Raw genomic sequence first — 24,187 nt, 5'->3', positions numbered from 1 at the left:
CCCGTCTTTTATGCATACATATTTCCATAGGGTCTTTTGCCTATCGGATGCAATTTGACAAAAGAATGATTCATAATCTTTTGAAAATCATAATCAAAATATTGACAAAAATTTTCAACATACTTTTGGATAAACGCGTAATCTTTGTCATCTATCTTTTCTTTAATAACTTCTTTTCCAAGTTTATAGTCTTCTACATCTCCTCTCAAATATATAACTCCTCCATGCATACCTGTACCACAATATTCTCCAACTATATTTTCATCATTTTTCAAGTTTAGCACAATCATACATCCACCTGCCATATATTCACCAAAGAAATCTCCTGCACTTCCTCCAATAACTATTACGGGAACTTTATCTTTGTATTCTTTCATGTGTATGCCAACTCTATAACCAACACTATCTTTTATATAGATAGATCCACCCCTCATTCCGTAACCAACGACATCACCTGCATGTCCATGTATAATAATATTCCCATCGTTCATTGTATTTCCTATTGCATCCTGTCCATTACCAAAAACTTCTATTGTAAGGCCGTCCATAAAAGCCGCCATGTCATTGCCAGGTGTACCTTCGATATTTATTTTTGTAGTCCCAGATAAATTATCTCCTATATATCGCTGACCATTGACATTTTTTAAATTAATTATGTCTTCACCTGAACGAACTAACTCTTTAATTATTTCATTAAGGTCTCTATAATAAATTCCTGACGCATTTATGGTTTTCATCGTACCACCTCCAGGTCAAGCATTTTTGCCTTTCTTAATTCTTTTGGCAAATATATAAATCCAAAATCATCATTTAAAAGATATTTCTTAAATGGAGTTATATCCGTTTCATTTTTTATAAATCCAGTAAATAATCCAGCCCTATCAATATCATTAATTAATATAAATCCTACTAATCTATTTTCTTTTACCACAAATTTTTTATAAGACCTTCTGTTATGATCAATTTTAGAGATAATCTCAAATTCCTCCTGCTGTGGATTTGTTATACCAGCTGTTATCATATTTGTATTTTTATAACCTATTGAGTTCATAGGAAAAATCCCTTTAAAACTTTTATTTATACCAATCATGTTGTACCCTGCAATTTCCCCTTGCATGTATGCATTTGGCCATATTGGCACAACCCTATTTGACTCAACAAGCATATCATACCCTTCGGCTACATCTCCTGCTGCATACACATCTTCAACGCTTGTTTTCATAGTATTATCTACTAAAATACCACGGTTTATAGAAATTGATGTGTTTCTTACAACATCAACGTTTGGCACAACACCTATCGCGATAATAAGATTGTCAGCTTCTAATTCCTTCCCATTTTTAAGCAAAACTCCCTTAACATATTCGTCTCCTATAATTTTATCCACTGTTGTTCCCGTAATTATTTTTATACCGTCATTTTGAAGACTTTGAGATACCAAAGATGCTCCTTCTGCATCAAGAATTGTACTTAAAATCCTATCTGCAAGTTCAACTATTGTTACATCTACCCCTAAATGGTGAAGGCCTTCTGCTGCTTTGAAACCGATGAGACCACCACCTACAATTACAGCTTTTGAACCCGGCTTGGCAGCTTCCTTTAATTTTTTAGCGTCGTCCATTTTAATAAAAGTATGAACATTTTTTTTGTTCAAACCTTCTACTGGAGGTATTATAGGTTTCCCGCCCGTTGCAATGAGAAGTTTGTCAAAACTTATGCTATCCCCGTTTTCAAGATGCACTTCTTTTTTTCTTTCATCAATAGAAATAGCCTTAATACCAAATACAGTTTCTACTTTATTTTTGCGGTAAAAATCTTTCTCTCTATATATCATTTTCTCTTCAGACACTAAATTTCCAAGATAATAAGATATAAGGGGTCTTGAATACACGTGATATGTTTCATCTGAAATAACAACTATTTCAGAACTTGTATCATATTTTCTTATTGCCTCTACTGCACCTACCATCGCAACAGAATTACCAATTATTACTATCCTCATACAGAAATGCCTCCTTCACTATAGACAAGTGCCTCATTAGGACAATTCTTGACACAAGCCGGTTCTCCTGCTTCAGCACATAAGTCACATTTTGATGCAACCTTATTATTTACATCTCTTATGATTGCACCAAACTCACACACAAGCACGCAAGTCCAGCATCCAACACATTTATCTGTGTCACAAGTTACAACACCTGTTAATGGATCTTTTCGCATCGCTCCTGTTATGCATGATTTAACGCATGGCGCATCATCGCAATGTCTACACTGAAGCGAAAAAGATACAGGTTTATTTTCCTCTATAACAATTCGTGGTGTCGGCCTTTGGGGTTCCAACTTATATGCTTTTAAAACATCTTTATACTTTGAATGAGATGTAATACAGTATACTTCACATAATCTACATCCCACGCACACTTCTTCTTTTACATAAACCTTTTTCACAAAAATACCTCCTATTCGCCGGCAGCAAGAATGCCAAGTATATCAAGTTCCTTTTGCGTCATTCCTATGCCACGAAGCATTAACCTATTGCCTTTAAGACTTTCAATATCATTTATACCCATTCCACCAAGCATTTCTTTTATTTCATGACTCCATGCTTGAACAAGGTTAACAAGACGTTTATATCCGATTTCTGGGTTTAATCTTTTAACAAGGTTAGGATCTTGTGTAGCAATTCCCCAATTGCACTTTCCAGTATGGCATTTTTGGCACATATGACATCCCAAAGCAATCAAAGCAGCTGTTGCAATGTAAACGGCATCTGCGCCAAGAGCTATTGCTTTGACTATGTCTGCACTGTTTCTAATACTACCAGCTGCAACTAAAGATATTGTATGTCTTATACCTTCAGAACGGAGTCTTGCATCTACAGCAGCTATTGCAAATTCAATTGGAATTCCTACGTTATCCCTTATTCTCTTTGGAGCAGCCCCTGTACCGCCTCTAAATCCGTCTATTGCTATATAATCTGCTCCAGCTCTTGCTATTCCCGAAGCTATTGCCGCCACATTATTGACTGCTGCAATTTTAACACCAACAGGTTTTTGATAATCGGTAGCTTCCTTCAATGAATATATTAATTGCGCAAGGTCTTCAATTGAATAGATATCGTGATGCGGTGCAGGAGATATAGCATCACTTCCAGGTGGTATCATCCTTGTTGCCGAGATGTCCTCACTCACCTTTTCACCGGGTAGATGACCACCTATCCCAGGCTTTGCACCCTGACCAATTTTTATTTCAATAGCCGCCGCAGTATTAAGGTATTCTCTATCAACACCAAAACGTCCTGATGCTACCTGTACAATTGTGTTTTTGCCATATTTCCGGAAGTCCTTATGAAGCCCCCCTTCACCAGTATTATAAAGTATCCCAAGCTCTTCAGCAGCTCTTGCCAAAGCTGCGTGAGCATTGTAACTTATTGAACCATAAGACATTGCTGAAAACATTATTGGTGTCTCAAGTTTGAGTTGTGGAGGCATTTTTGTTTTAACATTAAGGTTTTCGTCTATTTCTATCTTGTCAGGCTTCCTACCTATATATACCCTTAATTCCATAGGTTCTCTTAGCGGGTCTATAGAGGGGTTTGTAACTTGGCTTGCATTTATAACCATTTTATCCCAATATACAGGATAAGGCCTATCATTTCCCATGGATGACAGAAGAACTCCACCTGTTTCTGCCTGTCTGTATATATCTCTTATAGCATCGTAAGTCCAATTGGCATGTTCTTTAAATGTTTGAGGATGTTTAATAATTGTAAGAGCTTGTGTTGGACACAACACGACACATCTTTGACAATTTACACAATTCATATCATTCGAAACCATCTTATCTAAATGTTCATCATAACTGTGAACTTCAAACGAACACTGTCTCATACAAACCTTACAGTTAATGCATTTATCGTAATCTCTGAGTACTTTAAATTCTGGAGTAAGGTAGCTTAAACTCATGCAGTAACCTCCTTTGTAGAATACATTTCTTTTTCGTTGTCACGTATGAGCTCAGCTATAACAGGTTCTCCACCTCTAGGAATCCATACGCTTTCAGGATTTTTGCATACTTGCCTTATTGCTGACTCTTCGCTGGCTACATATATCATATCGCCCTTTTTTGCAGCAGTAAGTGGCCTTAGTTTAATCCTATCGTTTATTGCCACAAAGCCATCTTCATATGCTATTATCATTGAAAATGGACCATTTAGTAGTGCTCTTCCATAAATTATTTTCAGGTTAGTGTATAAAATTTTTTCTTTTGGTGACATCCTTTCAACCTGCTTCCACAAAGGCGATGCAACTACTTTGCATGCAAGTTCTATTGGTAAACCATGTCTTCTTAATAAAAGATCGAAAATGTATGCCGCGACTTCTGTATCAGTTTGCAAGGTGCAAATATATCCAAATTCTTCTAAATATTTACGATTAGTATCGTACGAAGAAAGCTCGCCATTGTGAACAACAGAGATATTTAATAGATTAAAAGGATGTGCACCACCCCACCATCCTGGCGTATTCGTTGGAAATCTCCCATGGGCCAACCACATATATCCTTTATAAGATTCCAATTTATAAAAATTTGCAACATCTTCTGGGTAACCTACCGCTTTAAATACTCCCATATTTTTCCCGCTAGAAAAAACATATGCGCCTGGTATGTTACTGTTTATATTAAATACAAATTTAATTGTAAATTCATTTTCATCCAGTTCTGACAATTTCAATTTCTCTGGCTTTGGTATGGCAAAATATCTGTAAATTAATGGTGCATTTTTAATATGCGCTGTTTTTCGTGTTGGTATTTTTTCTTCTAAAGCCACTATATAATTTGCTTTTAAAATATTCTCTGTTTCCTGTTTAGCTATCAAATCATCATAAAACACATGAAATGCAAAATAATCTTTAAAATCAGGATAAATGCCATATGCAGCAAAACCACCTCCAAGACCATTTGATCTATCATGCATTGTCGCGATGGAATCTGTTATAGATTGCCCCGAAAATAGACGACCAGTGCGATCAATTATGCCACTTATAGCACATCCCGAAGGTATTCTTACATAACCTTCCTTCAACATTTTATAACCCCCTTAAAAAATTTTTATATGCAATATTTTTTTTGAAAGTTGCATCAAGCGAAAATGTTTACTGTTTAAAATTGTCCTCAAATTGTGGTAAAATGCTTATCAATCCTAAATTACAAGTGTTATGTTTAATTATAATATATTTTATTAATTTTGCAATACGTTAATATGAAAAATTCATAAATTATTTTTAGGTTAATTCTTCAATTAAATGTAGTGGGCAAAAAAAACAGTTAGATACTTTAACATCATAGGTAACTTATATGTAGAATGACAACACCCCCACTTTCTACGCATAAAAAGTGGGGGTGCTTTTTTATATCTGCAATGCTCTTTCTATTGTTCTCGTTCTTCTCCCTAAACATCCAAAAGTCGGCAAAAATTCGCCCAAAAACGGGAAAAAACTTCCTGATTCTTTTCCCACAGCCTTTTTGTCTCCTCTTTAAGTTGAGCCACTGCTCCTGGTCCAGCAAACTCTATAAGTTCTTCTTGATAAATCTCAGTCCAATAACTAACGATTATAGGTGTAACTTCTGGGTGAAATTGTAAAGCCCAGGCACAATCCTGATAAGCAAAAGCCTGGTTAGTACAAGTATCACCTTCTGCAAGGAGAACAGCCCCTTCAGGCAGTTCAAAAGTATCTCCATGCCATTGAAAAGCCCAAAACTCTTCTGGCAAATCCCGGAAAAGAAAGGCCTTTTCCCCTGCTTCTGTCAAATGTATTTTATACCACCCAACTTCTTTTACCGGGTTAGGTTTAACTGTTGCTCCCAACGCCCTGGCAATAAGCTGCCCTCCCAAACATATTCCTAATACTGGTATTCGTCTTTCTATCGCATCGCGTATAAGTTCTTGTACTTGATAAAGATATGGGTACTTTTCTTCTTCGTATGCTCCCATTGGACCTCCCAATATTATCACAGCATTATAGTCAGCCACCGTTTTAGGTAAAATAGCTCCAGGTTGATTCATTACGCGAATATCTAACTTCCATCCTTTCTTCGAAAAAATTTCAGCTATAAGACCTGGTCCTTCCTGACTTACATGTTGGATAATTAAAACTTGCATTATCTCATCTCCTTTGCTAAACAATAGGATCAAGATTTTTACAAAGCTCAGAAATTGTAGATTTTGAAAATTCAGTATCACAGAGTTTATAAGTGATTTCTTCAGCTTTTCGTGTAGATACTTCGTTAACCACCATCTTCATTAATGCCAATAAAAGAGCCTGTTTCTTTTAGACATTTTTAGAAGGGTGCAAGAGGCAAGACAGACTATCTTTCATTTGGGGGTGTTTTGGATGCCTGCTATTGCCAAATTGTAAGTATGGCTCCCCCAAACTTTAAATTGCGCTTTCACCTTTTTCGCCAGTTCTGATTCTGACGGCATCTTCAACATTGTATATAAATATCTTACCATCGCCTATTTTACCTGAGCGGGCAACTTTGATGATTGTATCCACAATCCTATCAACCTCAGAATCCTTCACAATCAGCTCAAGCTTTATCTTAGGTAAAAGGTTGATATTAATCGCAACACCCCTGTAATATTCTGTCTTCCCCTTTTGAAGACCGCAGCCCATTACTTGTGAGACTGTCATGCCCTTTATCCCAAGTTGATTTAAAGTATCCTTTACCTCTTCAAGCTTTTCAGGTCTGATAATACACTCAATCTTTTTCATTGACCTTCACCCTTTTCAAATAAAATTTATCACAAAACCACCAAACTTAGTTTACTACCTCAGACTTCGTTACAAAGTCACCATAAGCTGTCGCACCATGTTCTGTAACATCCAGACCTTCTACCTCTTCCTCTTCGGAAACTCGCAAACCGACTGTGAGTTTGATTATCGCAAAGAGAATAAACGCTGTCACAGTAGTCCATACAAATGTTGAAGCAACCCCGGCAAGTTGGACTAAAAATTGCTTTATCCCACCACCATAGAACAGTCCTCCTTCTGTTGCAAAAAGCCCAACCATCAATGTCCCAAACGCACCGCAAACTCCATGTACCGATATTGCACCAACAGGATCGTCTATCTTGAGCTTTTTATCAATAAACTCAACAGATATAACAACCAAGATTCCAGCAAGCCCACCTATTATTGCAGCACCCCATGTGCTCACCGACGCACACCCTGCTGTAATTGCAACAAGCCCAGCCAAAGCTCCGTTTAGTGTCATGCTAACATCGGGTTTTTTGTACTTTAGCCATGTATAAATCATCGCGAGGGTTGCACCCATTGCAGCTGCTAAATTGGTATTGACAGCAATATCGCCAATTTTGTCACTCATACCTGAAAGTGTTGAACCTGGGTTGAATCCAAACCATCCAAACCATAAAATGAAGGTACCAAGCGCTGCCAATGTTATGCTATGCCCTGGAATCGCATTGACCTTTCCGTCTTTTGTGTATTTCCCTATTCTTGGTCCAAGCATTTTTGCACCAATCAACGCTGCCCAACCGCCAACAGAGTGAACAACAGTAGACCCTGCAAAGTCGATAAATCCTAATTTGCTCAACCATCCTCCTCCCCATGCCCAGTGTCCTACAACTGGATAGATAATGAGTGAAATTACAGCACTATAAATGCAGTAAGCAACAAATTTTGTTCTTTCAGCCATAGCACCAGATACAATTGTTGCGGCTGTTGCTGCAAATACTGTCTGGAAAATTAAAAAGGACATCAAAGGAATTGAAAGCTCTAAATGTTCAAATGAATCACTGAAGAAAAACCCTGAGGTTCCTATAAATCCACCTGCATCTTTTCCGAACATTATTGCAAATCCTACCAACCAGAACATAACTGAACCAATTGCAAAGTCCATTAGGTTTTTCATAACAATGTTGCTTGCATTCTTTGCTCTTGTGAACCCCGCTTCAACCATTGCAAACCCTGCTTGCATGAAGAACACCAAGAAAGCTGATACAAGTACCCAAACATTGTCAATAGCTGTTGCAACTTTTTCTGGTGTTATTTGGTCTGCTGCTTTTGCAGTGCAAATTCCACTCGTTACTACAAAAATTAAAATCATAAAGCTTAAAAATATTTTCTTTACCTTATCCATTTTTATAAACCTCCTCATAATTGAATTAAGTTTTAAGAAGACTTATAAACCATTAAGTACACCTACTTGCACCCCTCTTTTCAAATTTGAATTGATTTGATGTGATAAAACGATCTACATGTTTTAAAAAGGTTTTTTAGGGAATAATATTTTTGTTATAGTTTGATAGAAATTTAAGGGTTAATGATTAAAAAAGGCAAAGACAACCTTTTTCTAAAGGCGCCTTTGCCTTTTTTTCTATTTACTTGTTTATTTTAATTACAATTGCTTTTTTCGTTTTGTCATTTGTACTTTAAAATATTAATAATCACTATAACAAGTTAAATATTAAATAACATGTCGGCATATGTTGGTAATGGCCACAATTCTGCATCTACGATGGTTTCGAGTTTATCGCCGATTTCTCTTAAAATGCCCATTTTTGCAAATACTACATCTCTGTAATAGCAAGCCTTGCTATAAGAATCACCATTCATATTTGAAGCTTCATTAACTGCATTTTCAAGTTCAGAGATGTTTTTCTTAAATTCACTCATTAGTGTAGAAACTTCTTCTAATAATTCAGTTTGTGCACTTATATCAGCATTTAGACCTGTTGCTTTTACAGAATTTATTGATTCTGCAATTTTTGTAGCAAAAGTTATTACAGCTGGGAGTATTTGTCGTTTTGCTATGTCTAACATTGTTAAAGCTTCAATATTAATTGTTTTTATATAATTTTCAAGAGAAATCTCATATCGTGATTCAAGTTCAACTTTGCTTAAAACACCGTGTTTTTCCATGAGTTTGACATTCTTCTCTTTAATTAAAGCAGGAATAGCTTCAACTGTTGATCGAATATTTGGAAGTCCTCTTTTTTCTGCTTCTTTTACCCATTCTTCTGAATAACCATTCCCATTAAATATAATTCTTTTGTGCTTCTTTACAATTTCCTTAAGCAACAGTTGCACTTCTTCATCAAAATTTGTGGCCTTTTCCAACCTATCCGCAATCTGAGATAGACTTTCAGCAACAATGGTGTTTAATATAAAATTAGCAGTTGCAATTGATGAAGAAGAACCAACCATTCTAAATTCAAATTTATTTCCTGTAAATGCGAATGGAGATGTTCTGTTTCTATCTGTAGAATCCTTTGGTAGTGCAGGAAGAGTTGATACACCTACTTTTAATACTCCTCCTTGTTTTGAAGTTGTTGCACCACCATTTTCGATCTGTTCAAGAATATCCGTAAGCTGTTCACCAAGGAAGACTGATATAATTGCGGGCGGTGCTTCATTAGCACCAAGACGATGGTCATTTCCTGGTGTTGCAGCAGCTACTCTGACCAAATCAGCGTATTCATCGATAGCTTTGATTACAGCACACAGGAATACTAAAAATTGTGCATTTTCGTGGGGTGTATGTCCCGGATCTAAAAGATTTTGACCATCATCGGTGCTCATTGACCAATTAATGTGTTTACCGGAACCATTGACTCCTGCAAAAGGTTTTTCATGCAAAAGGCATACAAGTCCATGTCTTAAAGCAATTTTTTTCATTAGATCCATTGTCAATTGATTATGATCTGATGCAATATTAGCTGTATTGTATACTGTAGCGAGTTCATGCTGAGCAGGAGCAACTTCATTATGCTTAGTTTTAGCAGGAATTCCTAATTTCCACAATTCTTCATCTAAATCTTTCATAAATGCTGATATTCTTTCTTTGATAGATGCAAAATAATGATCTTCCATTTCTTGACCCTTTGGTGATTTAGCACCAAATAGAGTTCTTCCCGTAAGTATAAGATCTTTACGCTTGTCATACATCTTTTTATCAATTAAGAAATATTCCTGTTCAGGTCCTACGGTTGTAATAACTTTTTTTGCTGTAGTATTACCAAATAATCTTAATACTCGAAGAGCTTGTTTTGATAAAGCTTCCATAGAACGCAGTAAGGGTATTTTTAAATCTAGCGCTTCGCCTGTATATGAGCAGAAAGCAGTGGGGATATATAGCGTATCATCTTTTATAAAAGCGGGCGATGTACAATCCCATGCTGTATATCCTCTTGCTTCAAAGGTAGCCCTTAAACCACCTGATGGAAATGAAGAAGCATCAGGTTCGCCTTTAATTAATTCTTTTCCTGAAAATTCAGTTATTACCCTACCATCTTGAGTAGGAAAAATGAAAGAATCCCGCTTTTCAGCAGTAATTCCAGTCAATGGCTGGAACCAATGCGTAAAATGAGTTGCTCCTTTCTCAATTGCCCAATCTTTCATTGCATTTGCTACAACTTCAGCAACTGCTGGTTCTAATGGAATTCCCTCATCGATTGTTTTTCTTAAAGCTTTGTAAGTCGCCTTGGGAAGGCGTTCTCTCATGACTGAATCGTTAAAAACATTTGAACCAAAAATGTCGCTTAAAGTACTCTGTGCCATATAAATCTCCTTCCTGTTTTATATTAATGTAATAAAACAATGATTAGGTAAAGTATAAAAGTAAAAATATTAAAAATAAAACAAAGGCGTCATCTCTACAATACAAGATGAAACGCCTTTGTTTCATTCACAAACTATTAAATTTTCATTCATATATAATTAATAATTCTCATGTTGATTTTATAATAGCATATTTTTATTTTGATTTCAAGTACTTTTTTATTTGTCTGGTGCGCCATCAGGGACTCGAACCCCGGACCCGCTGATTAAGAGTCAGCTGCTCTACCAACTGAGCTAATGGCGCAGGTAAAATGTTATTATTTATTTAACTTTTTCTCCTCTGGTGCGCCCTGTAGGATTTGAACCCACGACCTCCAGGTTCGAAGCCTGTCACTCTATCCAACTGAGCTAAGGGCGCATACATAATTAAAATGGAGCGGACAACGAGACTCGAACTCGCGACCCTCACCTTGGCAAGGTGATGCTCTACCAACTGAGCTATGTCCGCATCTATATGGTGCGGGAGAAGGGACTTGAACCCATATGCCACTTTAGGCACTAGAACCTGAATCTAGCGCGTCTGCCAATTCCGCCACTCCCGCACAAATTCAGGCCCTCACTTTTCTCTTTAAAACTGGTGACCCATCCGCGACTCGAACGCGGGACACCCTGCTTAAAAGGCAGGTGCTCTACCTCCTGAGCTAATGGGTCACATAATTGGCTGGGATGGCAGGATTCGAACCTACGAATGCCAGAGTCAAAGTCTGGTGCCTTACCACTTGGCTACATCCCAGCATGGGGTGGATAGTGGGACTTGAACCCACGACCTCCAGAGCCACAATCTGGCGCTCTAACCAACTGAACTATATCCACCACACAATAAATGGTGCGCCTGGAGAGATTCGAACTCCCGACACACGGCTTAGAAGGCCGTTGCTCTATCCAACTGAGCTACAGGCGCATATTGGAGCGGGTGATGGGAATCGAACCCACGTAACCAGCTTGGAAGGCTGGGGCTCTACCATTGAGCTACACCCGCATGTGTTAACTTACTTGAGATTTCAGAAGAATTTTCCTTGCTTGTTTCTTAATCCGTCTGACATTTTTAGATTATATCAGATGCCTTTATCTTTGTCAACACCTCGTTTTAAAAATTTTTTCTGGATTAAATTGTATAGAAAACATAAGAGGGGTAATTCCCCACTCTTACGTTTTCTATGCTTCTTTTAGCACTGAGACTTCTTCTAAATTCACTAATCTTGGGAATATACCAGTCTTATCAATTGTCACTAATGCTATAGTTTTTTTTGCACCTTCTCTTGGCAAAGAAGGACTGCCTGGATTTAAAAGTAAAATATCTTCATGTTTTGAAATCATAGGAATATGAGTATGCCCAAAAAATACAGCATTTACTCCCAATTCTCTTCCTCTATCTAAAATCGTTTGATACTCGTATTTAACATAATATCTGTGTCCATGAGTTAACAAGATTTTTTGGCCTTCTGTTTCAATTACTTTCTCCAATTCATCTTTTGTAGGGAAATCACAATTCCCTTTAACATACTCTAATGGAATCCCAAACTCTTGAGATAATTGAATAGCATCTGAAGCATTATCTCCTAAATGAATAAGATAATCTATTCCTTTAAGCTCCCGCAATTTTTTTCTAACCAGCGCAAATATACCATGTGTGTCGCTAATAACTGCTAAAACCATTTATTTTTCCTCCAGACGTTTTAAAATATAATTTTTTAACTTCATAAGAGCATCAGCTCTATGACTTATCTTATTTTTTTCTTCCATAGTAAGTTCTGCCAAACTCTTTCCTAAATTATCGACATAAAAAACTGGGTCATATCCAAAACCATTTTTCCCTCGAGGATGATCTAAAATGTGCCCTTCTAATTTACCTTCTAATAAAGTTTCTTTTTCCCTTTCTACCACTGCTATTACTGTCTTAAAATAAGCTTTTCTTTTTTCGTAAGGAACACCCTCTAATAGTTTTAATAATTTTTTGTTGTTATCTTCATAGGTAGCATTTTCACCAGCAAATCTTGCTGAATATACTCCAGGTTGTCCATTTAAATGCTCCACAAACAATCCTGTATCGTCAGCTATAACAATTCCATCAACTTTTTCTTTTAAAAAACGAGCCTTGATAAGAGCATTTTCTTCAATCGTATCTCCTGTCTCTTCTATGTCTTCTTTTATACCCAAGTCTGCCATAGAATAAATTTCAACAGGATAGCCTTTAAAAAAATTTTTTATTTCTTCAGTTTTGTGAGGATTGTGGGTTGCTATTATTATTTTCAACTGAATCAACTCCTATTTTATCTACAATATCTGAAAGAACTTCTTTTTGAATTTTGATAATCTGTTCAATCCCATATTCTGCAAGGCTTAAAAGGTCTGTCAAATTCTGCTTTGTAAATGGTCCACCTTCACCTGTTCCCTGTATTTCTACAATTTCTCCTTTGTCTGTCATAACTACATTCATATCTACTAATGCATTCGAATCTTCTTGAAAGGATAAATCTAAAAGCTCATTTCCCTCCACAATTCCTACACTTACAGCCGCAACAAAACCTTTCAAAGGAATCTTAGGGATGTCACCTTTTTCTACCAATTTGTTAAGTGCATCTGCCAATGCTATAAATGAGCCTGTAATAGAAGCTGTTCTTGTACCCCCATCTGCTTGTATAACATCGCAATCTATCCATATAGTCTTTTCTCCTAACACATCCAAATCCACTACAGACCTTAAAGAACGGCCTATAAGCCGCTGTATTTCCATAGTCCTTCCACTAGGTCTTCCTTTAGTTACTTCTCTTGGATTCCTTGTTTCAGTTGCTCTTGGCAACATACCATACTCACTGGTTATCCAACCCTTACCTGTACCTTTTTGAAATGGAGGTACCTTATCCTCAATGGAGGCAGTGCAAATGACTTTTGTGTTTCCCATCTCAATTAGCACTGAACCTTCAGCAAACTTATTAAAATTTCTTGTAATTTTTATAGGTCTCAGTTCATTAAATTCTCTTCCATCAATCCTGTTCATTTCTTCAACCCTTTCATTTCATAAAAATAGTTTAAAGTTAATTTATTCTGCTTTATTGTTTTTATCGCTCAATATTATTTTAAAACCTTTATTAATATTTTACAAGAACATAAAGACAAAAAAATCTGGTTTAAAAAACCAGATAAATCAAGGATTGTTATTTGCATCATTTGTGCTATATACAGAATTAGAAACAGTCGTAGAAATACTTATACGCAAAAGCTATACTATATGAGGCTAAAATTGCTACAACCATTGCAACAAATAATGCTATTTTTTCACTAAAAGCCCCCTTTTGGTGAAAAAATTCGACTTCAAATATATCATAATACATTAACATTACAAAATGATTACAAACTCATTACAATTTCTTAACTTTATTAGTAATTACATATATTGTATCGGTTAAATGGATTAGTTTTTTGAGTTTTAGGAAAAATAAAAAAGGGAGGTGGCACTTGTGACTAATATAAATTGCACAGCCGATTGTATTTATCAAAAAGAAGGAAAATGCACTTTATCTAATCTCTCACAGATGACCAAAATCAATGAATTAATTGATGATAATATCAATAAAAACAACGTCAACGGTGAAAATTCAAGTATCAATTGTGCATATTATGTAAAAGCAAAAAAATAACAGCAGAATGCTGTTGAAAGCTTGTTGACAAAGTCAGTTTCGCTTTTATGCGTAGAGGTATGGCAAATTTTCTTTTGAAGAAGAAATTCAAAAGGATGTGGAAGACATGTAGCTATACCAAATGGCAAGCTATAAAAAATGTTCTCCATCTTTGTAGTTCATTTTTGTAGTTTATTAATGATAAATGAGCTACAGAACGTATGTTGAAAAGAGTTTACATATATTGTGGAAGCCAAATAAAAAAGCCGGCCGTCAGCCTTAAAATGCTGTTTGGCCGGTATTTTATCTAATATAGGTGACATGCTACAAAGTGGTTCTTTTCCACTTCTTTGAGTTCCGGTTGCTGTTCGGTGCAGATGGGTTTGGCGTACCTGCATCTTTTGGCAAACCTGCAACCTTTCGGCGGATTGATGGGACTCGGTACGTCTCCTTCCAGCAGGATCCTCTCCTTTTTCCTCTCGGTCTCCGGATCGGGAACCGGTATGGCCGAAAGAAGCGCCTGCGTGTACGGATGCAAGGGCCTGTTGTGAAGGTCTTCAGACGTAGTCAGCTCCACAACATGCCCCAGATACATAACTGCAATCCTGTCGGAAACGTACTTTACCATGCTCAGGTCGTGAGCGATGAAGATATAGGTTAGTTTTAGCTTTTGCTGGAGTTCCATAAGCAGGTTTATAACCTGTGCCTGTATGGAGACGTCCAAGGCGGAAATGGGCTCGTCGGCGACTATGAATTTCGGTTCTACTGCCAAGGCACGTGCGATACCTATCCTCTGCCTCTGTCCACCGGAAAACTCGTGGGGGAATCGGTTAGCGTGCTCCTTGTTCAGGCCGACAAGGCTTAAAAGTTCGTATATTCTATCGGTACGTTCTTTGTTCTTATATAAGCCGTGGATATCAATACCTTCTCCTATTATATCCCCCACAGTCATCCTGGGATTCAGCGAAGCATAGGGGTCCTGGAATATCATCTGAACCTTCCGATTGAATTCCTTCAACTGCTGGCCGGTTAGCTTGTGCACATTTTTGCCTTCAAAAAGCACCTGTCCTGCAGTGGGTTCGTAAAGTCTTACTATCGTCCTTCCCAGAGTGGTCTTGCCGCACCCAGATTCACCAACGAGGCCCAGGGTTTCGCCTTCTATTATCTGTAGATTCACGTTGTCGACGGCCTTTAAAACCGCACCCCTACCCACATTAAAGTATTTTTTCAGATTCTTTATTTCGACAAGAGGAATTCTTTCAACCGTCATGTAAAGTCACCCCTTTTCCTACAGGCGGTTTCACTTTTGGAGCCATGGGATGCATCAGCCAGCAGGCCACACTGTGGCCGTCGCCCACCGTGAATTCTTCCGGATACCTCTCGTAGCATATCTTCATAGCGTATTCGCACCTGGCAGCGAAAGGACAGCCCACCGGAGGAGCAAAGAGGTCTGGTGGTGTGCCGTCTATAGAAGCTAGTCTCTTACTTTTGTCCAAGTCGGGAGTGGGTACCGACATCAGCAATCCCCAGGTATAGGGATGACGCGAGTTGTAAAATATATCGTCAAGGCTGCCACGCTCGATTATTTTGCCCGCATACATGACCAGGACCCGCTCGGCCAAATTGGCCACGACGCCCAGGTTATGGGTGATTATTATAATGGCTGTGTTTAACTTTTTCTGCAAATCCCTCATCAGGTCCAGGATCTGTGCCTGTATAGTTACGTCCAGAGCCGTCGTCGGCTCATCGGCTATAAGAAGTTTGGGGTTGCAGGCCAGTGCGATGGCTATCATCGCTCTTTGCCTCATGCCGCCGCTAAACTCGTGAGGGTACTGGTTGACACGTTTTTCCGCATTGGGTATGCCTACTAACTTCAGTATTTCTATGGCCTTTTCCCTGGCTTGTTTAGGTTTCATTTTCTGGTGTTTTATAAGGCTCTCGGCGATCTGAGCGCCGACCTTCATAGTGGGGTTCAAGGATGTCATGGGGTCCTGAAACACCATACTTATCTCGGAACCGCGGACGTACTCCATCTCTCTTTCTGACAGTTTGGTTATATCCCTGCCCTCAAATATAATCGAGCCTTTTTTAATAATTCCTGGAGGCATGGGAATCAGCCGCATTATGGACTGCGCAGTTACACTTTTACCACAACCGGATTCGCCCACTATAGCCACAGTTTCACCTTTGTTTACATCAAAACTAACACCTCTTACCGCTTTGATTTCCCCCGCATAGGTTTTGAACGAAACTTCGAGATCTTTAACTTCCAAAAGTTTTTCCATCTTTTTACCTCCTTAACTGCGAAGTCTTGGATCCAGTGCATCCCTTAATCCATCGCCGAGGAGGTTAAGGGAAAGCATTGTTGTACTTATAAAGAATGCCGGTATGAAAAGCTGGTAGGGATATACTCTAAAAGATTGGGCACCGTAAGATGCCAGCTGACCCCAGCTTGAATGCGGAGGAACTACACCAAGACCTATAAAGCTTAAAAAGGCTTCAGTGAATATAGCACTCGGAACAGACATAGTAAGGTTTACCAAAATTACGCCCATCGCATTTGGTATCAAGTGCTTCCAAATTATTCTTGAATGACTTGCTCCGAGTACTTTTGCTGCCAGTACAAATTCTTGTTCTTTTAACTGAAGAATCTGCCCGCGGACAAGCCTTGCCATACCAACCCATCCGCCAATAACCAGTGCCAGAATCAACGGCATAATACCCTGCCCGAGGACAACCATCATCAATATAACAATTATCATATATGGAATAGCATACATAATATCAACAAACCTCATTATGATCATATCAACTTTACCACCAAAATAACCCGAGATTCCCCCCACTAGAACACCTATTACCGCGTTCAAAAGGGCTGCCACAAAACCAATCATTAAGGATACCCTTGCGCCCATCCATGTGCGTGCCCACAAATCTCTTCCTAAGGAATCTGTTCCAAACCAGTGCCTGGCTGAAGGCGGCTGGTTAATCTCAGAGGGGTTTGTAGTTCTATAGTCGTATGGAGTCATATAAGGTCCAACTATTGCCAGAAAAGTATAAAGTATAATTATTATTAATCCCAGCATTGCTGCTTTATTTTGCTTTAACCTTCTCCATGCATCCTGCCAGTAGGTAATGCTTGGCCTTGCTATAGCCTCCATTTCACTTATATTTTTGCCTACATGAGTAAAAAGTTCCTGAGAAAGTTCTCCCGCACTGTTCTGCATCATCTTTTTACCTCCTATTTCCCTGCAATCCTGATTCTCGGGTCTATAAAACCGTATATAATGTCAACTATAAAGTTTGCTGCAATTAAGAATAGACCATAAAATACTGTCATTCCAAGTACCATCGAATAGTCTAAGTTTTGAATGCCTAAAATGTAGAATTTTCCAAGTCCAGGGATTGCAAAAATTTGCTCTATAACAAATGTACCGGTGAGAAGTGTAGCTGTTACAGGTCCAAGGACTGTAATTACCGGCAAAATAGCATTTCTTATTTGATGTCTCCATACTATTTGTGATGGTGAAAGGCCTTTTGATTTCGCAGTCTTAATATAGTCCTGATTGACTACATCGAGCATACTTGCCCTCATAAGCCTTGCCATTAGTGCAATGGAACCCAGGCTTAAAGCAAAAGTCGGCATTATTGTGTATGCAAAACCCTTCCATTGAGCTACAGGTAAGAGTTTCAATTTGATAGAAAAAATATATTGTAGAAGAGGCCCTATCACAAAGCCGGGAACAGAGACACCCACGATAGCAATAAACATACTGAGATAATCCAGGGGTTTATTGCGATTTAAAGCTGCAATTATTCCCAAAGAAATACCTACAATTGTAGCGAAAATTACAGCTCTTATCCCGAGATCGGCAGAATAAGGAAATGCCTGTGCTATGACTTCATTTACCGTTCTATTTCTATACCTTAAGGAATATCCCAGATCGCCTTTTAAAAGGTTTGAAATGTAGGTTATATACTGGACGTGAAGCGGTTTATCAAAACCATAGTATTCCATCATGTTTTGCTTAATCTCCGGAGTAACTTTTTCACTCAAAAATGGATCTCCTGGAAGGAGCCTTACGAGGAAAAATACTATAGTTACAAGGAACCATGCAGTAATTAAAGAAACCACTAATCTATTTAGTATATAGCGGGCCATTTACTTACCTCCTTTTTACGGTTTTCCAATAATACTTTATTGTTTTCAAATTAGCATAAATGGAGGTATATGCTTTTACATATACCTCCCTCATGAACCAGCTAATAAGCCAAATTAGTTTTTCCCTTCAACATTAGCATAGATAAAGTCTGGATCTGCACCGATAAAGTTCCTGACAAGGCCTGTTACATAATCTTTCTTTGCCCAGGCTCTCTGCCTGAAGTAGACAGGTACGATTGGCCCTTCCTCAAGGAGCAGTTTTTCTGCTTCAAACATGGCATCAGCGCGCTTCTTGAAGTCTGTAGTTGTCTTTGCAAATTTTACGAGTTCGTCATACTGTTTGTTGCTCCAGCCGGTATTGTTGTGCCCGCCGCCAGTGACCCACAGGTCTATATAAGTCATCGGGTCGTCATAGTCTGGACCCCAGCCAGCAAATACGACATCGTAGTCCATCTTGTTCATAAGTTCGAGCCGCTGTTTGAAAGGAACCTGTTTTATGGTCATCTCAATACCCAGGTTCTTTCTGAGCATATCCTGAATAATTTCTGCACTCATCTTAGCCCTGGAGCTATCATCGGTTAATAATTCAAATTTGATCTTTGATGGATCACTGATGTTGAGCTCTTTTAAAGCTTTGTCAAGGTATTCCTTTGCTTTTGCAGGGTCGGCCTTCCTAGAATAGAATTCATACGGGTATTCTTCCACGAATTTCTTTTCTACACCGGAAAGAAGCGGCAGTACATATCTTGTCGCAGGATCGGATACGCCTCCCAGCACACTTTTTATATAGTCTTCTCTATCGATCGCAAATCCGACAGCTTTCCTGAAGTTTTCGTTGGCAAGCCAGGGTTTGTCGGACCTTTTTACGTTGAACTGTAGGTAGAATTCTGCACCATCATAGTAGAAGAGGGCTTTGCCTTCGTTCTTTACCTGTTCTACAAAGTCTGGCGGAATTGCTACAAAATCAAGTTCTCCGTTTTCGTACATTTGCCATGCTGTATTGGCTTCACTTACAATGGGTATTCTTACCCTATCAAGCTTTATGGCATCTTTGTTCCAGTAGTCGGGGTTCTTTTCTAAAATGAGTTCCTGTTCGTGCTTCCACTCTTTCAAGATAAACGGACCATTGTAAAGGAGTTTGTCAGCGTCTGCCGCGAACTTCTCTCCCATTTTCTCTACAAACTCTTGCTTGACAGGCATAAAGGAGATGAAGTTCAAAAGACTTTCAAAATACTTAACCGGCACGTTAAGTTTGATTTCCAGCGTCTTCTCGTCGAGGGCTTTTACGCCAACCTGGTTAGGATCAGTTATCTTGCCCGTATTGTATTCTTCACCGTTTACAATATAGTAGCCCTGAAAAGCATATTCCGATGCAGTTTCTGGGGCGAGGAGCCTTTTTATCGCATATTCAAAATCATAAGCTGTTACAGGTGAACCGTCGCTCCACTTTGCATCTCTCAAATGGAAAGTATAAGTCATCTTATCTTCAGATACTTCCCATTTTTCAGCCATTCCGGGATAAACTTTACCGTCGTATACTCTTACAAGCCCTTCAAAAACAGCATTTCCAACCATAATAGCATAAGTGTCGGTCGCTTTCTGTGGGTCAAGGTTCGGAACTTCTGCCCCAATCGCAAAAACTAATTCTTTTTCTTTGAGCTGCTCCTGCTGCTGTACGCCCTCAGCCTGATTAGTAGGTTGCTTGCTACATCCGGCGAAGACTCCTGCTACCAGCAGCAGTATGAGGACAAGGGCTAAACTTTTCCTTAACATTTTATCCCCTCCCAAATAGTTTTAAAGTTTATATTAACTTTTTTCCGTATAATATCCCCCCCGACAATCCCCCCTTTCAGTCCATGAAAAAACAAATTAATTAATACTGTACATTTTTACAATACTTGAAAATTTGCTATCTAATAGAAGACACAGAAAATTTGTTTGTAACACATACGTTATATATGGTGTCAATTCTCAAATTAAATCTCCAAAGATTTTCAAATTATAATGGCATTTTTTAAGTGCATAAAAGTATTTTTTCTCAAATTATCACAGCCTGATTAAAAATTTTTTTCACTTTTTAAGAGCATAACCGCCAAAATATGTTAATATCTGTTATTGGCAATTTGGGTTAATTGAAGTATAATAAAAAATGAGAGTAGCGAAAGCTACTACTCTCATAAACTGATTTCATTTTGTGCCTGGTATATTACTTCTTCATCTATTTCTCTTAGCCTTTTAGAATACGCATAGAGAAGAGAAGCCGTTACCAGGTTATTTATTATCCTTGGCAGCCCTTTTGTTAGAGAATATATTGCTTCATATGCCGATGGTGTAAATATATCATCCATCACTCCAGCTATTTTCATTCTTGTTTTTATATAATCTTGAATTTCTTCTTTTTTTAGCCCTTGCATTACATACTTTATAGAAATTCTTTGCCTTAGTGCACTGTTTACATTCAAGGCTAGTTTGTTTCTTATGTGTGGTTGTCCTGAAAGTATCAGTATATACGGGTTTTGAGAATCCATATTAAAGTTAAATATTATTCTCAAATCTTCAAGAACATCATTAGAAACCAGTTGTATTTCATCTAATATTATGACAGGAGTTATCTTCTGGCTATAGTAAAGTTCTGTTATCGCTCTTTGTATCTGGTGAAAGAGCGTTACTTTTTTGTATGAGGGGGTTTCGCCTAAAATCATAGCCAATGCTTGATAGAATTCTCTCACTGTGAGTGTAGAAAGGGCAAAGTAACATGGTTTAAATGTAGAACGATTGAGGCTTTCAGCATATTTTCTTAATGCGGTAGATTTGCCTGAACCGGCCTCCCCAACGACAAGTCCTATACCCCTTGTTTCTTGTAAATATTTTAGCCTGGCATTTAATTCAGCAATGTCTTCACTTATGTAAAGGTCGTTTACACTTATCTCTTTAGAAAATGGATTAAATTTCATTCCAAAATATTGGGTAAACATTGTAAACACCTCTTTTTTTAATCAATGATATCATTAAAGGATATTACTGGGGAATTAGGTTTTGCCGCAAAATCCACAGTATCTTCATTTTCGCTTACAACCTTTCTGTCTTCGATATATTCTACAGGAATTTTAGCATTATCATGAAAATTTACCTTATACGCTTCCCCTACTTTTTTGCCTTCATGAAAAAGTAAAAGGGGTGTATTATCCTTAAGCCACTGCGGGTCATATCTGACTTCTAAGCGCATACCTTTAAACTTTTCTTCTGTTTCGTAAAGTATATTTTCCACTTTAAGTGTGGCATCTTTGTTTACTTTACGATTTACTCTTATGAGAAAACATTCATTCAACATATCTATGTCACCACACATATTTACCCTTGATATTTGAGACATGAAAAAATCTAAAGGACTCATGCCAATACTGCTATGTTCTTTTCGGTTGTAATCATCCTCCAGCCATTTAAAAAACATCATATTGAGCTCATCTATACTCTTTATGGATGTAGGATCTATTGTGCTTAAAAATCTCATTCTCACCGTATGAAAGAATCTTTCTATTTTCCCTTTTGAATGAGGTGAAAAGGGCTCAGCATGAATAAGAGATGTACCTAATGATGCACATATATATTCAAATTGAGTGCTTCTATATATCTTTCCATTGTCAGTGTAGAGCATTTTGGGTATTCCCCTTCTTAGCACTGCTTCTTTAAATGAGTCTCTTAAAGCTAAAAAATTCTGGGTATAGTAAAAGCGAGCATAGGTACACAGCCTGGAAGCATCATCTATATATGCAATAAGGTACGTTTGTCTCTTTGTTTTACCTTCTTTAATATATGGCCCATACATGACATCAGTCTGCCACAGTTCATTGATGAATTCATGGGAAAATCTCTTTGTTTTACCCTCTTTTTCTTTATCTAAAGATTTTACAGGAATGTTTTTCAAAAACCTATAGAATGTCGAAAGGGATACTTTATCCGGTGAGATTATTCCTTCTCCTATCAATGTCTCATAAAGAAGTTTGTTTGGCATTTCAGGATGTTCAAGCTTTTTTTGCTTTATTTTCTCTGAAAGTTCAAAGTTTATCTTTCTGTATTTGCCTCTGTCGCTTCGATAACCCGGCTTTAACGCTTCTATACCGCCTCTTAAATACTGATATAGCCACCCTCTAAGTGTCTTGGGAGTATATCTTCTCATTCCAAGATAAGGTATCTCAATAGGTTTATCGGAAAGAGCATCAAAATATTCTTTCTGATTTTTTACCTGTCCGTTTAGCACCGGACTTATCAGTGAAAATCTCTTTAATGCTATAGCTTCTCTCGCTTTTTCATCAAGCATTTATATGTTCCCCCTTCACTTTTTTGATTTCTTAATCGTAATTTTAGCTCATACCTGGGGGACATTAAAGGAAAAAGTTATGTTGCTAAGAAAAAATCAAAATTTTTATTTAAATCTTTCGGATTTAATGCTAAAATTATGTGAGAGAGGCCAGAAATGATTTTTGGCAATGAGCATAAAACCGTTGGGAGAAGAGTGGTACAATGCTTATTATGTCCAAAATCTCTCTGGCCCTCTCTCTTTGTGAGTCAGTCTCAGATAACTTTATGTAAGGGTCTATTTGCCTTAATCCGTATATGATAAAACTTAAATTATTCATTATCCTTTTGGTGTAAAAATATATATGCTGTCTTGAAAATAGTATGGTGGGAAAGTTTCTTTTTAAGTCACTTATGAAAGAACTGAGAGTTTTTTCTCTTGTAAGTGTCTCTTTTAAAGACTTTACAATCATATTGAAAGAATACTGAAAATGGGGAAGACAGAAATCAGGAAGGTAGGAAAGAGTTCTTTTACACACAGGACATATATATCTTCTTATGGCTATTTTTATACAGTTAGGTCCATCTAAATAGTAACGGTAATAAAACCCGTGCTTTTTTAGTTTTACTCTACACTTGCAATCGGGATAAGGACATCTATCTGGTGGGTCAGGAAAATTGTAATCTTTACCTTTATGTAAATATTCTTCAATGTTATCAACATGGAAAATTATTTGCATAAGTAACCTCTCCAATTAAAATTAATGCTAAAGGAATCTGAAAAAATTTTTTTAAATTCCTTTAGCATTAATTTTATCACAAGATTATTTAATCTGAAAAATTTTATCGGTTTTGGGCTAAATTAATTTGAGAAATGACAATATGGTATATCATATATCTTACAAGATTCTTTGTCAAGAATTAGGGCGTGTATTTTCCTAAATGTCCACCCTTCAGAAACTTGGAAATATATAATTGTCGTATTAGCTTTCAGAAATTTTGTGATATAATCGGTATGCACTTATTCTGATGCCTCTTTTTTAATCCCCCTTACAATTTTATTTATATATTTATTTTATTTTGTAGATGTCTATCATTATAGCATATTTAATGGTTGTTGACAATACATCTAAAAACATAATCTACGCCTCATCTACTAAGTATTTATATCCCACATCTTCTTTTTATTTGTAATATGTCCTTTCATATTCTATCGTTTCAAGCAGCATTATTATCATTTTCTTATCTTTCCTCACTACTATCCATCTCTCTTTTCTCTTTTTGCCCTCTTTTATTATCTTGTCCAATTCTCTATAAATAGCACCTCTACTTTCGTTCTTAATTCATCTGTCTTTTTCTTGATTTCTAAAATAATCTCTGTAAGCAATAGAAAGAGTGTATTTATCAGATTATATACAATTATATACAAATATAAATCAAGCTCCACTTTTACATGTATAAAAAGTGGAGCT

At 37.4% G+C, this 24,187-nt stretch carries 21 protein-coding genes, 9 tRNA genes and 2 pseudogenes; 1 reads left to right on the top strand and 31 read right to left on the bottom strand.

The window, feature by feature from the left end:
* Window positions 1-8: 8 nt before the first annotated feature.
* The 22 genes and pseudogenes from TETH514_RS02865 to rph all read right to left on the bottom strand — a co-directional run bounded on the left by TETH514_RS02865 (window position 9) and on the right by rph (window position 13,638).
* Window positions 9-737 (bottom strand): hypothetical protein, encoded by a 729-nt coding sequence (locus tag TETH514_RS02865; RefSeq protein WP_003870575.1) that lies wholly within the window; start codon window positions 735-737, stop codon window positions 9-11.
* Window positions 734-2,002 (bottom strand): NAD(P)/FAD-dependent oxidoreductase, encoded by a 1,269-nt coding sequence (locus TETH514_RS02860; protein ID WP_009053032.1) that lies wholly within the window; start codon window positions 2,000-2,002, stop codon window positions 734-736. Before TETH514_RS02860 ends, TETH514_RS02865 begins: the two co-directional genes overlap by 4 nt.
* Entirely contained in the window at window positions 1,999-2,448 is a 450-nt protein-coding gene (locus TETH514_RS02855) for a 4Fe-4S dicluster domain-containing protein (protein WP_009053033.1), read from the bottom strand. Before TETH514_RS02855 ends, TETH514_RS02860 begins: the two co-directional genes overlap by 4 nt.
* Window positions 2,449-2,459: 11 nt before the next feature.
* Entirely contained in the window at window positions 2,460-3,965 is a 1,506-nt protein-coding gene (locus TETH514_RS02850; protein WP_003868167.1) for a glutamate synthase-related protein, read from the bottom strand.
* Complete coding sequence (locus TETH514_RS02845; protein WP_009053034.1) at window positions 3,962-5,086, bottom strand: glutamine amidotransferase family protein; 1,125 nt, start codon at window positions 5,084-5,086, stop codon at window positions 3,962-3,964. Before TETH514_RS02845 ends, TETH514_RS02850 begins: the two co-directional genes overlap by 4 nt.
* 363 nt (window positions 5,087-5,449) lie before the next feature.
* Entirely contained in the window at window positions 5,450-6,160 is a 711-nt protein-coding gene (locus tag TETH514_RS02840; protein WP_009053035.1) for a type 1 glutamine amidotransferase, read from the bottom strand.
* 19 nt (window positions 6,161-6,179) lie between these two features.
* A pseudogene (locus TETH514_RS12520) lies at window positions 6,180-6,326 on the bottom strand (transposase); the annotation flags it as partial.
* Between the two features lie 108 nt (window positions 6,327-6,434).
* A complete protein-coding gene (locus TETH514_RS02835) occupies window positions 6,435-6,773 on the bottom strand; it encodes a P-II family nitrogen regulator (protein ID WP_009053036.1) in 339 nt (112 codons plus the stop codon).
* Between the two features lie 46 nt (window positions 6,774-6,819).
* Window positions 6,820-8,160, bottom strand: a complete 1,341-nt coding sequence (locus tag TETH514_RS02830; RefSeq protein ID WP_009053037.1) for an ammonium transporter — start codon at window positions 8,158-8,160, stop codon at window positions 6,820-6,822.
* Window positions 8,161-8,480: 320 nt separating this feature from the next.
* Window positions 8,481-10,580 carry a glutamine synthetase III gene (locus tag TETH514_RS02825; RefSeq protein WP_009053038.1) on the bottom strand — a complete coding sequence of 700 codons (2,100 nt, stop codon included), beginning with the start codon at window positions 10,578-10,580 and terminating at the stop codon, window positions 8,481-8,483.
* Window positions 10,581-10,808: 228 nt separating this feature from the next.
* A tRNA-Lys gene (locus tag TETH514_RS02820) sits at window positions 10,809-10,884 on the bottom strand.
* Between the two features lie 37 nt (window positions 10,885-10,921).
* A tRNA-Arg gene (locus tag TETH514_RS02815) sits at window positions 10,922-10,998 on the bottom strand.
* A 14-nt stretch (window positions 10,999-11,012) separates the two neighbouring features.
* A tRNA-Gly gene (locus TETH514_RS02810) sits at window positions 11,013-11,088 on the bottom strand.
* Window positions 11,089-11,095: 7 nt separating this feature from the next.
* Window positions 11,096-11,182, bottom strand: a tRNA-Leu gene (locus tag TETH514_RS02805).
* Window positions 11,183-11,215: 33 nt separating this feature from the next.
* A tRNA-Lys gene (locus TETH514_RS02800) sits at window positions 11,216-11,291 on the bottom strand.
* 7 nt (window positions 11,292-11,298) lie between these two features.
* Window positions 11,299-11,373: transfer RNA gene (locus TETH514_RS02795), tRNA-Gln, on the bottom strand.
* Between the two features lie 3 nt (window positions 11,374-11,376).
* Window positions 11,377-11,453 (bottom strand) — tRNA-His (locus TETH514_RS02790).
* A gap of 11 nt (window positions 11,454-11,464) precedes the next feature.
* Window positions 11,465-11,541 (bottom strand) — tRNA-Arg (locus TETH514_RS02785).
* Window positions 11,542-11,545: 4 nt separating this feature from the next.
* A tRNA-Gly gene (locus TETH514_RS02780) sits at window positions 11,546-11,619 on the bottom strand.
* Window positions 11,620-11,795: 176 nt separating this feature from the next.
* The gene (locus TETH514_RS02775; RefSeq protein WP_003870473.1) at window positions 11,796-12,296 is read right to left on the bottom strand and encodes a metallophosphoesterase; all 501 of its coding nucleotides are present in this window, start codon (window positions 12,294-12,296) and stop codon (window positions 11,796-11,798) included.
* Window positions 12,297-12,893, bottom strand: a complete 597-nt coding sequence (locus tag TETH514_RS02770; RefSeq protein ID WP_009053039.1) for an XTP/dITP diphosphatase — start codon at window positions 12,891-12,893, stop codon at window positions 12,297-12,299. It lies immediately after the preceding gene.
* A complete protein-coding gene (gene rph, locus TETH514_RS02765; RefSeq protein ID WP_003870475.1) occupies window positions 12,853-13,638 on the bottom strand; it encodes a ribonuclease PH in 786 nt (261 codons plus the stop codon). The genes TETH514_RS02770 and rph overlap by 41 nt, the downstream gene beginning before the upstream one ends.
* Before the next feature lie 460 nt (window positions 13,639-14,098).
* On the opposite strand from rph, the gene TETH514_RS02760 reads away from it, so the two are divergent.
* A complete protein-coding gene (locus tag TETH514_RS02760; RefSeq protein WP_003868191.1) occupies window positions 14,099-14,278 on the top strand; it encodes a hypothetical protein in 180 nt (59 codons plus the stop codon).
* Between the two features lie 286 nt (window positions 14,279-14,564).
* On the opposite strand, the gene TETH514_RS02755 is transcribed toward TETH514_RS02760, so the two are convergent.
* The 9 genes and pseudogenes from TETH514_RS02755 to TETH514_RS12515 form a co-directional block, all read right to left on the bottom strand.
* Window positions 14,565-15,527 carry an ABC transporter ATP-binding protein gene (locus TETH514_RS02755; RefSeq protein WP_003868887.1) on the bottom strand — a complete coding sequence of 321 codons (963 nt, stop codon included), beginning with the start codon at window positions 15,525-15,527 and terminating at the stop codon, window positions 14,565-14,567.
* Window positions 15,517-16,542, bottom strand: a complete 1,026-nt coding sequence (locus tag TETH514_RS02750; protein ID WP_009052145.1) for an ABC transporter ATP-binding protein — start codon at window positions 16,540-16,542, stop codon at window positions 15,517-15,519. Before TETH514_RS02750 ends, TETH514_RS02755 begins: the two co-directional genes overlap by 11 nt.
* A 12-nt stretch (window positions 16,543-16,554) precedes the next feature.
* Window positions 16,555-17,487: an ABC transporter permease gene (locus TETH514_RS02745; protein WP_003868873.1), complete on the bottom strand. Its 933-nt coding sequence runs from the start codon at window positions 17,485-17,487 to the stop codon at window positions 16,555-16,557.
* A gap of 11 nt (window positions 17,488-17,498) precedes the next feature.
* On the bottom strand, window positions 17,499-18,419 hold the full coding sequence (locus TETH514_RS02740) for an ABC transporter permease (protein ID WP_003868872.1): 921 nt from the start codon (window positions 18,417-18,419) through the stop codon (window positions 17,499-17,501).
* 114 nt (window positions 18,420-18,533) lie between these two features.
* Entirely contained in the window at window positions 18,534-20,192 is a 1,659-nt protein-coding gene (locus tag TETH514_RS02735) for a peptide ABC transporter substrate-binding protein (protein WP_009052146.1), read from the bottom strand.
* 401 nt (window positions 20,193-20,593) lie between these two features.
* A complete protein-coding gene (locus tag TETH514_RS02730) occupies window positions 20,594-21,394 on the bottom strand; it encodes an ExeA family protein (protein ID WP_009051793.1) in 801 nt (266 codons plus the stop codon).
* A 17-nt stretch (window positions 21,395-21,411) separates the two neighbouring features.
* Window positions 21,412-22,737 (bottom strand): IS481 family transposase, encoded by a 1,326-nt coding sequence (locus TETH514_RS02725; protein ID WP_009051794.1) that lies wholly within the window; start codon window positions 22,735-22,737, stop codon window positions 21,412-21,414.
* A 136-nt stretch (window positions 22,738-22,873) separates the two neighbouring features.
* Complete coding sequence (locus TETH514_RS02720) at window positions 22,874-23,455, bottom strand: DUF6431 domain-containing protein (protein ID WP_003870792.1); 582 nt, start codon at window positions 23,453-23,455, stop codon at window positions 22,874-22,876.
* 447 nt (window positions 23,456-23,902) lie between these two features.
* A pseudogene (locus TETH514_RS12515) lies at window positions 23,903-24,099 on the bottom strand (UPF0236 family transposase-like protein); the annotation flags it as partial.
* Between the last annotated feature and the right edge of the window lie 88 nt (window positions 24,100-24,187).

Source organism: Thermoanaerobacter sp. X514, from assembly GCF_000019065.1.
In the GTDB taxonomy this organism is placed as follows: domain Bacteria; phylum Bacillota; class Thermoanaerobacteria; order Thermoanaerobacterales; family Thermoanaerobacteraceae; genus Thermoanaerobacter; species Thermoanaerobacter pseudethanolicus.
This window is presented reverse-complemented; position numbering and strand designations above follow the sequence as displayed.

Excerpts from the sequence above, each read along its gene's own strand:
- TETH514_RS02825 (WP_009053038.1), bottom strand. The coding sequence starts at position 10,580 with ATGGCACAGAGTACTTTAAGCGACATTTTTGGTTCAAATGTTTTTAAC.
- TETH514_RS02845 (WP_009053034.1), bottom strand. The coding sequence starts at position 5,086 with ATGTTGAAGGAAGGTTATGTAAGAATACCTTCGGGATGTGCTATAAGT.
- TETH514_RS02745 (WP_003868873.1), bottom strand. The coding sequence starts at position 17,487 with ATGATGCAGAACAGTGCGGGAGAACTTTCTCAGGAACTTTTTACTCAT.
- TETH514_RS02835 (WP_009053036.1), bottom strand. The coding sequence starts at position 6,773 with ATGAAAAAGATTGAGTGTATTATCAGACCTGAAAAGCTTGAAGAGGTA.
- TETH514_RS02755 (WP_003868887.1), bottom strand. The coding sequence starts at position 15,527 with ATGACGGTTGAAAGAATTCCTCTTGTCGAAATAAAGAATCTGAAAAAA.
- TETH514_RS02860 (WP_009053032.1), bottom strand. The coding sequence starts at position 2,002 with ATGAGGATAGTAATAATTGGTAATTCTGTTGCGATGGTAGGTGCAGTA.
- rph (WP_003870475.1), bottom strand. The coding sequence starts at position 13,638 with ATGAACAGGATTGATGGAAGAGAATTTAATGAACTGAGACCTATAAAA.
- TETH514_RS02750 (WP_009052145.1), bottom strand. The coding sequence starts at position 16,542 with ATGGAAAAACTTTTGGAAGTTAAAGATCTCGAAGTTTCGTTCAAAACC.
- TETH514_RS02830 (WP_009053037.1), bottom strand. The coding sequence starts at position 8,160 with ATGGATAAGGTAAAGAAAATATTTTTAAGCTTTATGATTTTAATTTTT.
- TETH514_RS02735 (WP_009052146.1), bottom strand. The coding sequence starts at position 20,192 with ATGTTAAGGAAAAGTTTAGCCCTTGTCCTCATACTGCTGCTGGTAGCA.
- TETH514_RS02730 (WP_009051793.1), bottom strand. The coding sequence starts at position 21,394 with ATGTTTACCCAATATTTTGGAATGAAATTTAATCCATTTTCTAAAGAG.
- TETH514_RS02775 (WP_003870473.1), bottom strand. The coding sequence starts at position 12,296 with ATGGTTTTAGCAGTTATTAGCGACACACATGGTATATTTGCGCTGGTT.
- TETH514_RS02850 (WP_003868167.1), bottom strand. The coding sequence starts at position 3,965 with ATGAGTTTAAGCTACCTTACTCCAGAATTTAAAGTACTCAGAGATTAC.
- TETH514_RS02840 (WP_009053035.1), bottom strand. The coding sequence starts at position 6,160 with ATGCAAGTTTTAATTATCCAACATGTAAGTCAGGAAGGACCAGGTCTT.
- TETH514_RS02740 (WP_003868872.1), bottom strand. The coding sequence starts at position 18,419 with ATGGCCCGCTATATACTAAATAGATTAGTGGTTTCTTTAATTACTGCA.
- TETH514_RS02725 (WP_009051794.1), bottom strand. The coding sequence starts at position 22,737 with ATGCTTGATGAAAAAGCGAGAGAAGCTATAGCATTAAAGAGATTTTCA.
- TETH514_RS02865 (WP_003870575.1), bottom strand. The coding sequence starts at position 737 with ATGAAAACCATAAATGCGTCAGGAATTTATTATAGAGACCTTAATGAA.
- TETH514_RS02720 (WP_003870792.1), bottom strand. The coding sequence starts at position 23,455 with ATGCAAATAATTTTCCATGTTGATAACATTGAAGAATATTTACATAAA.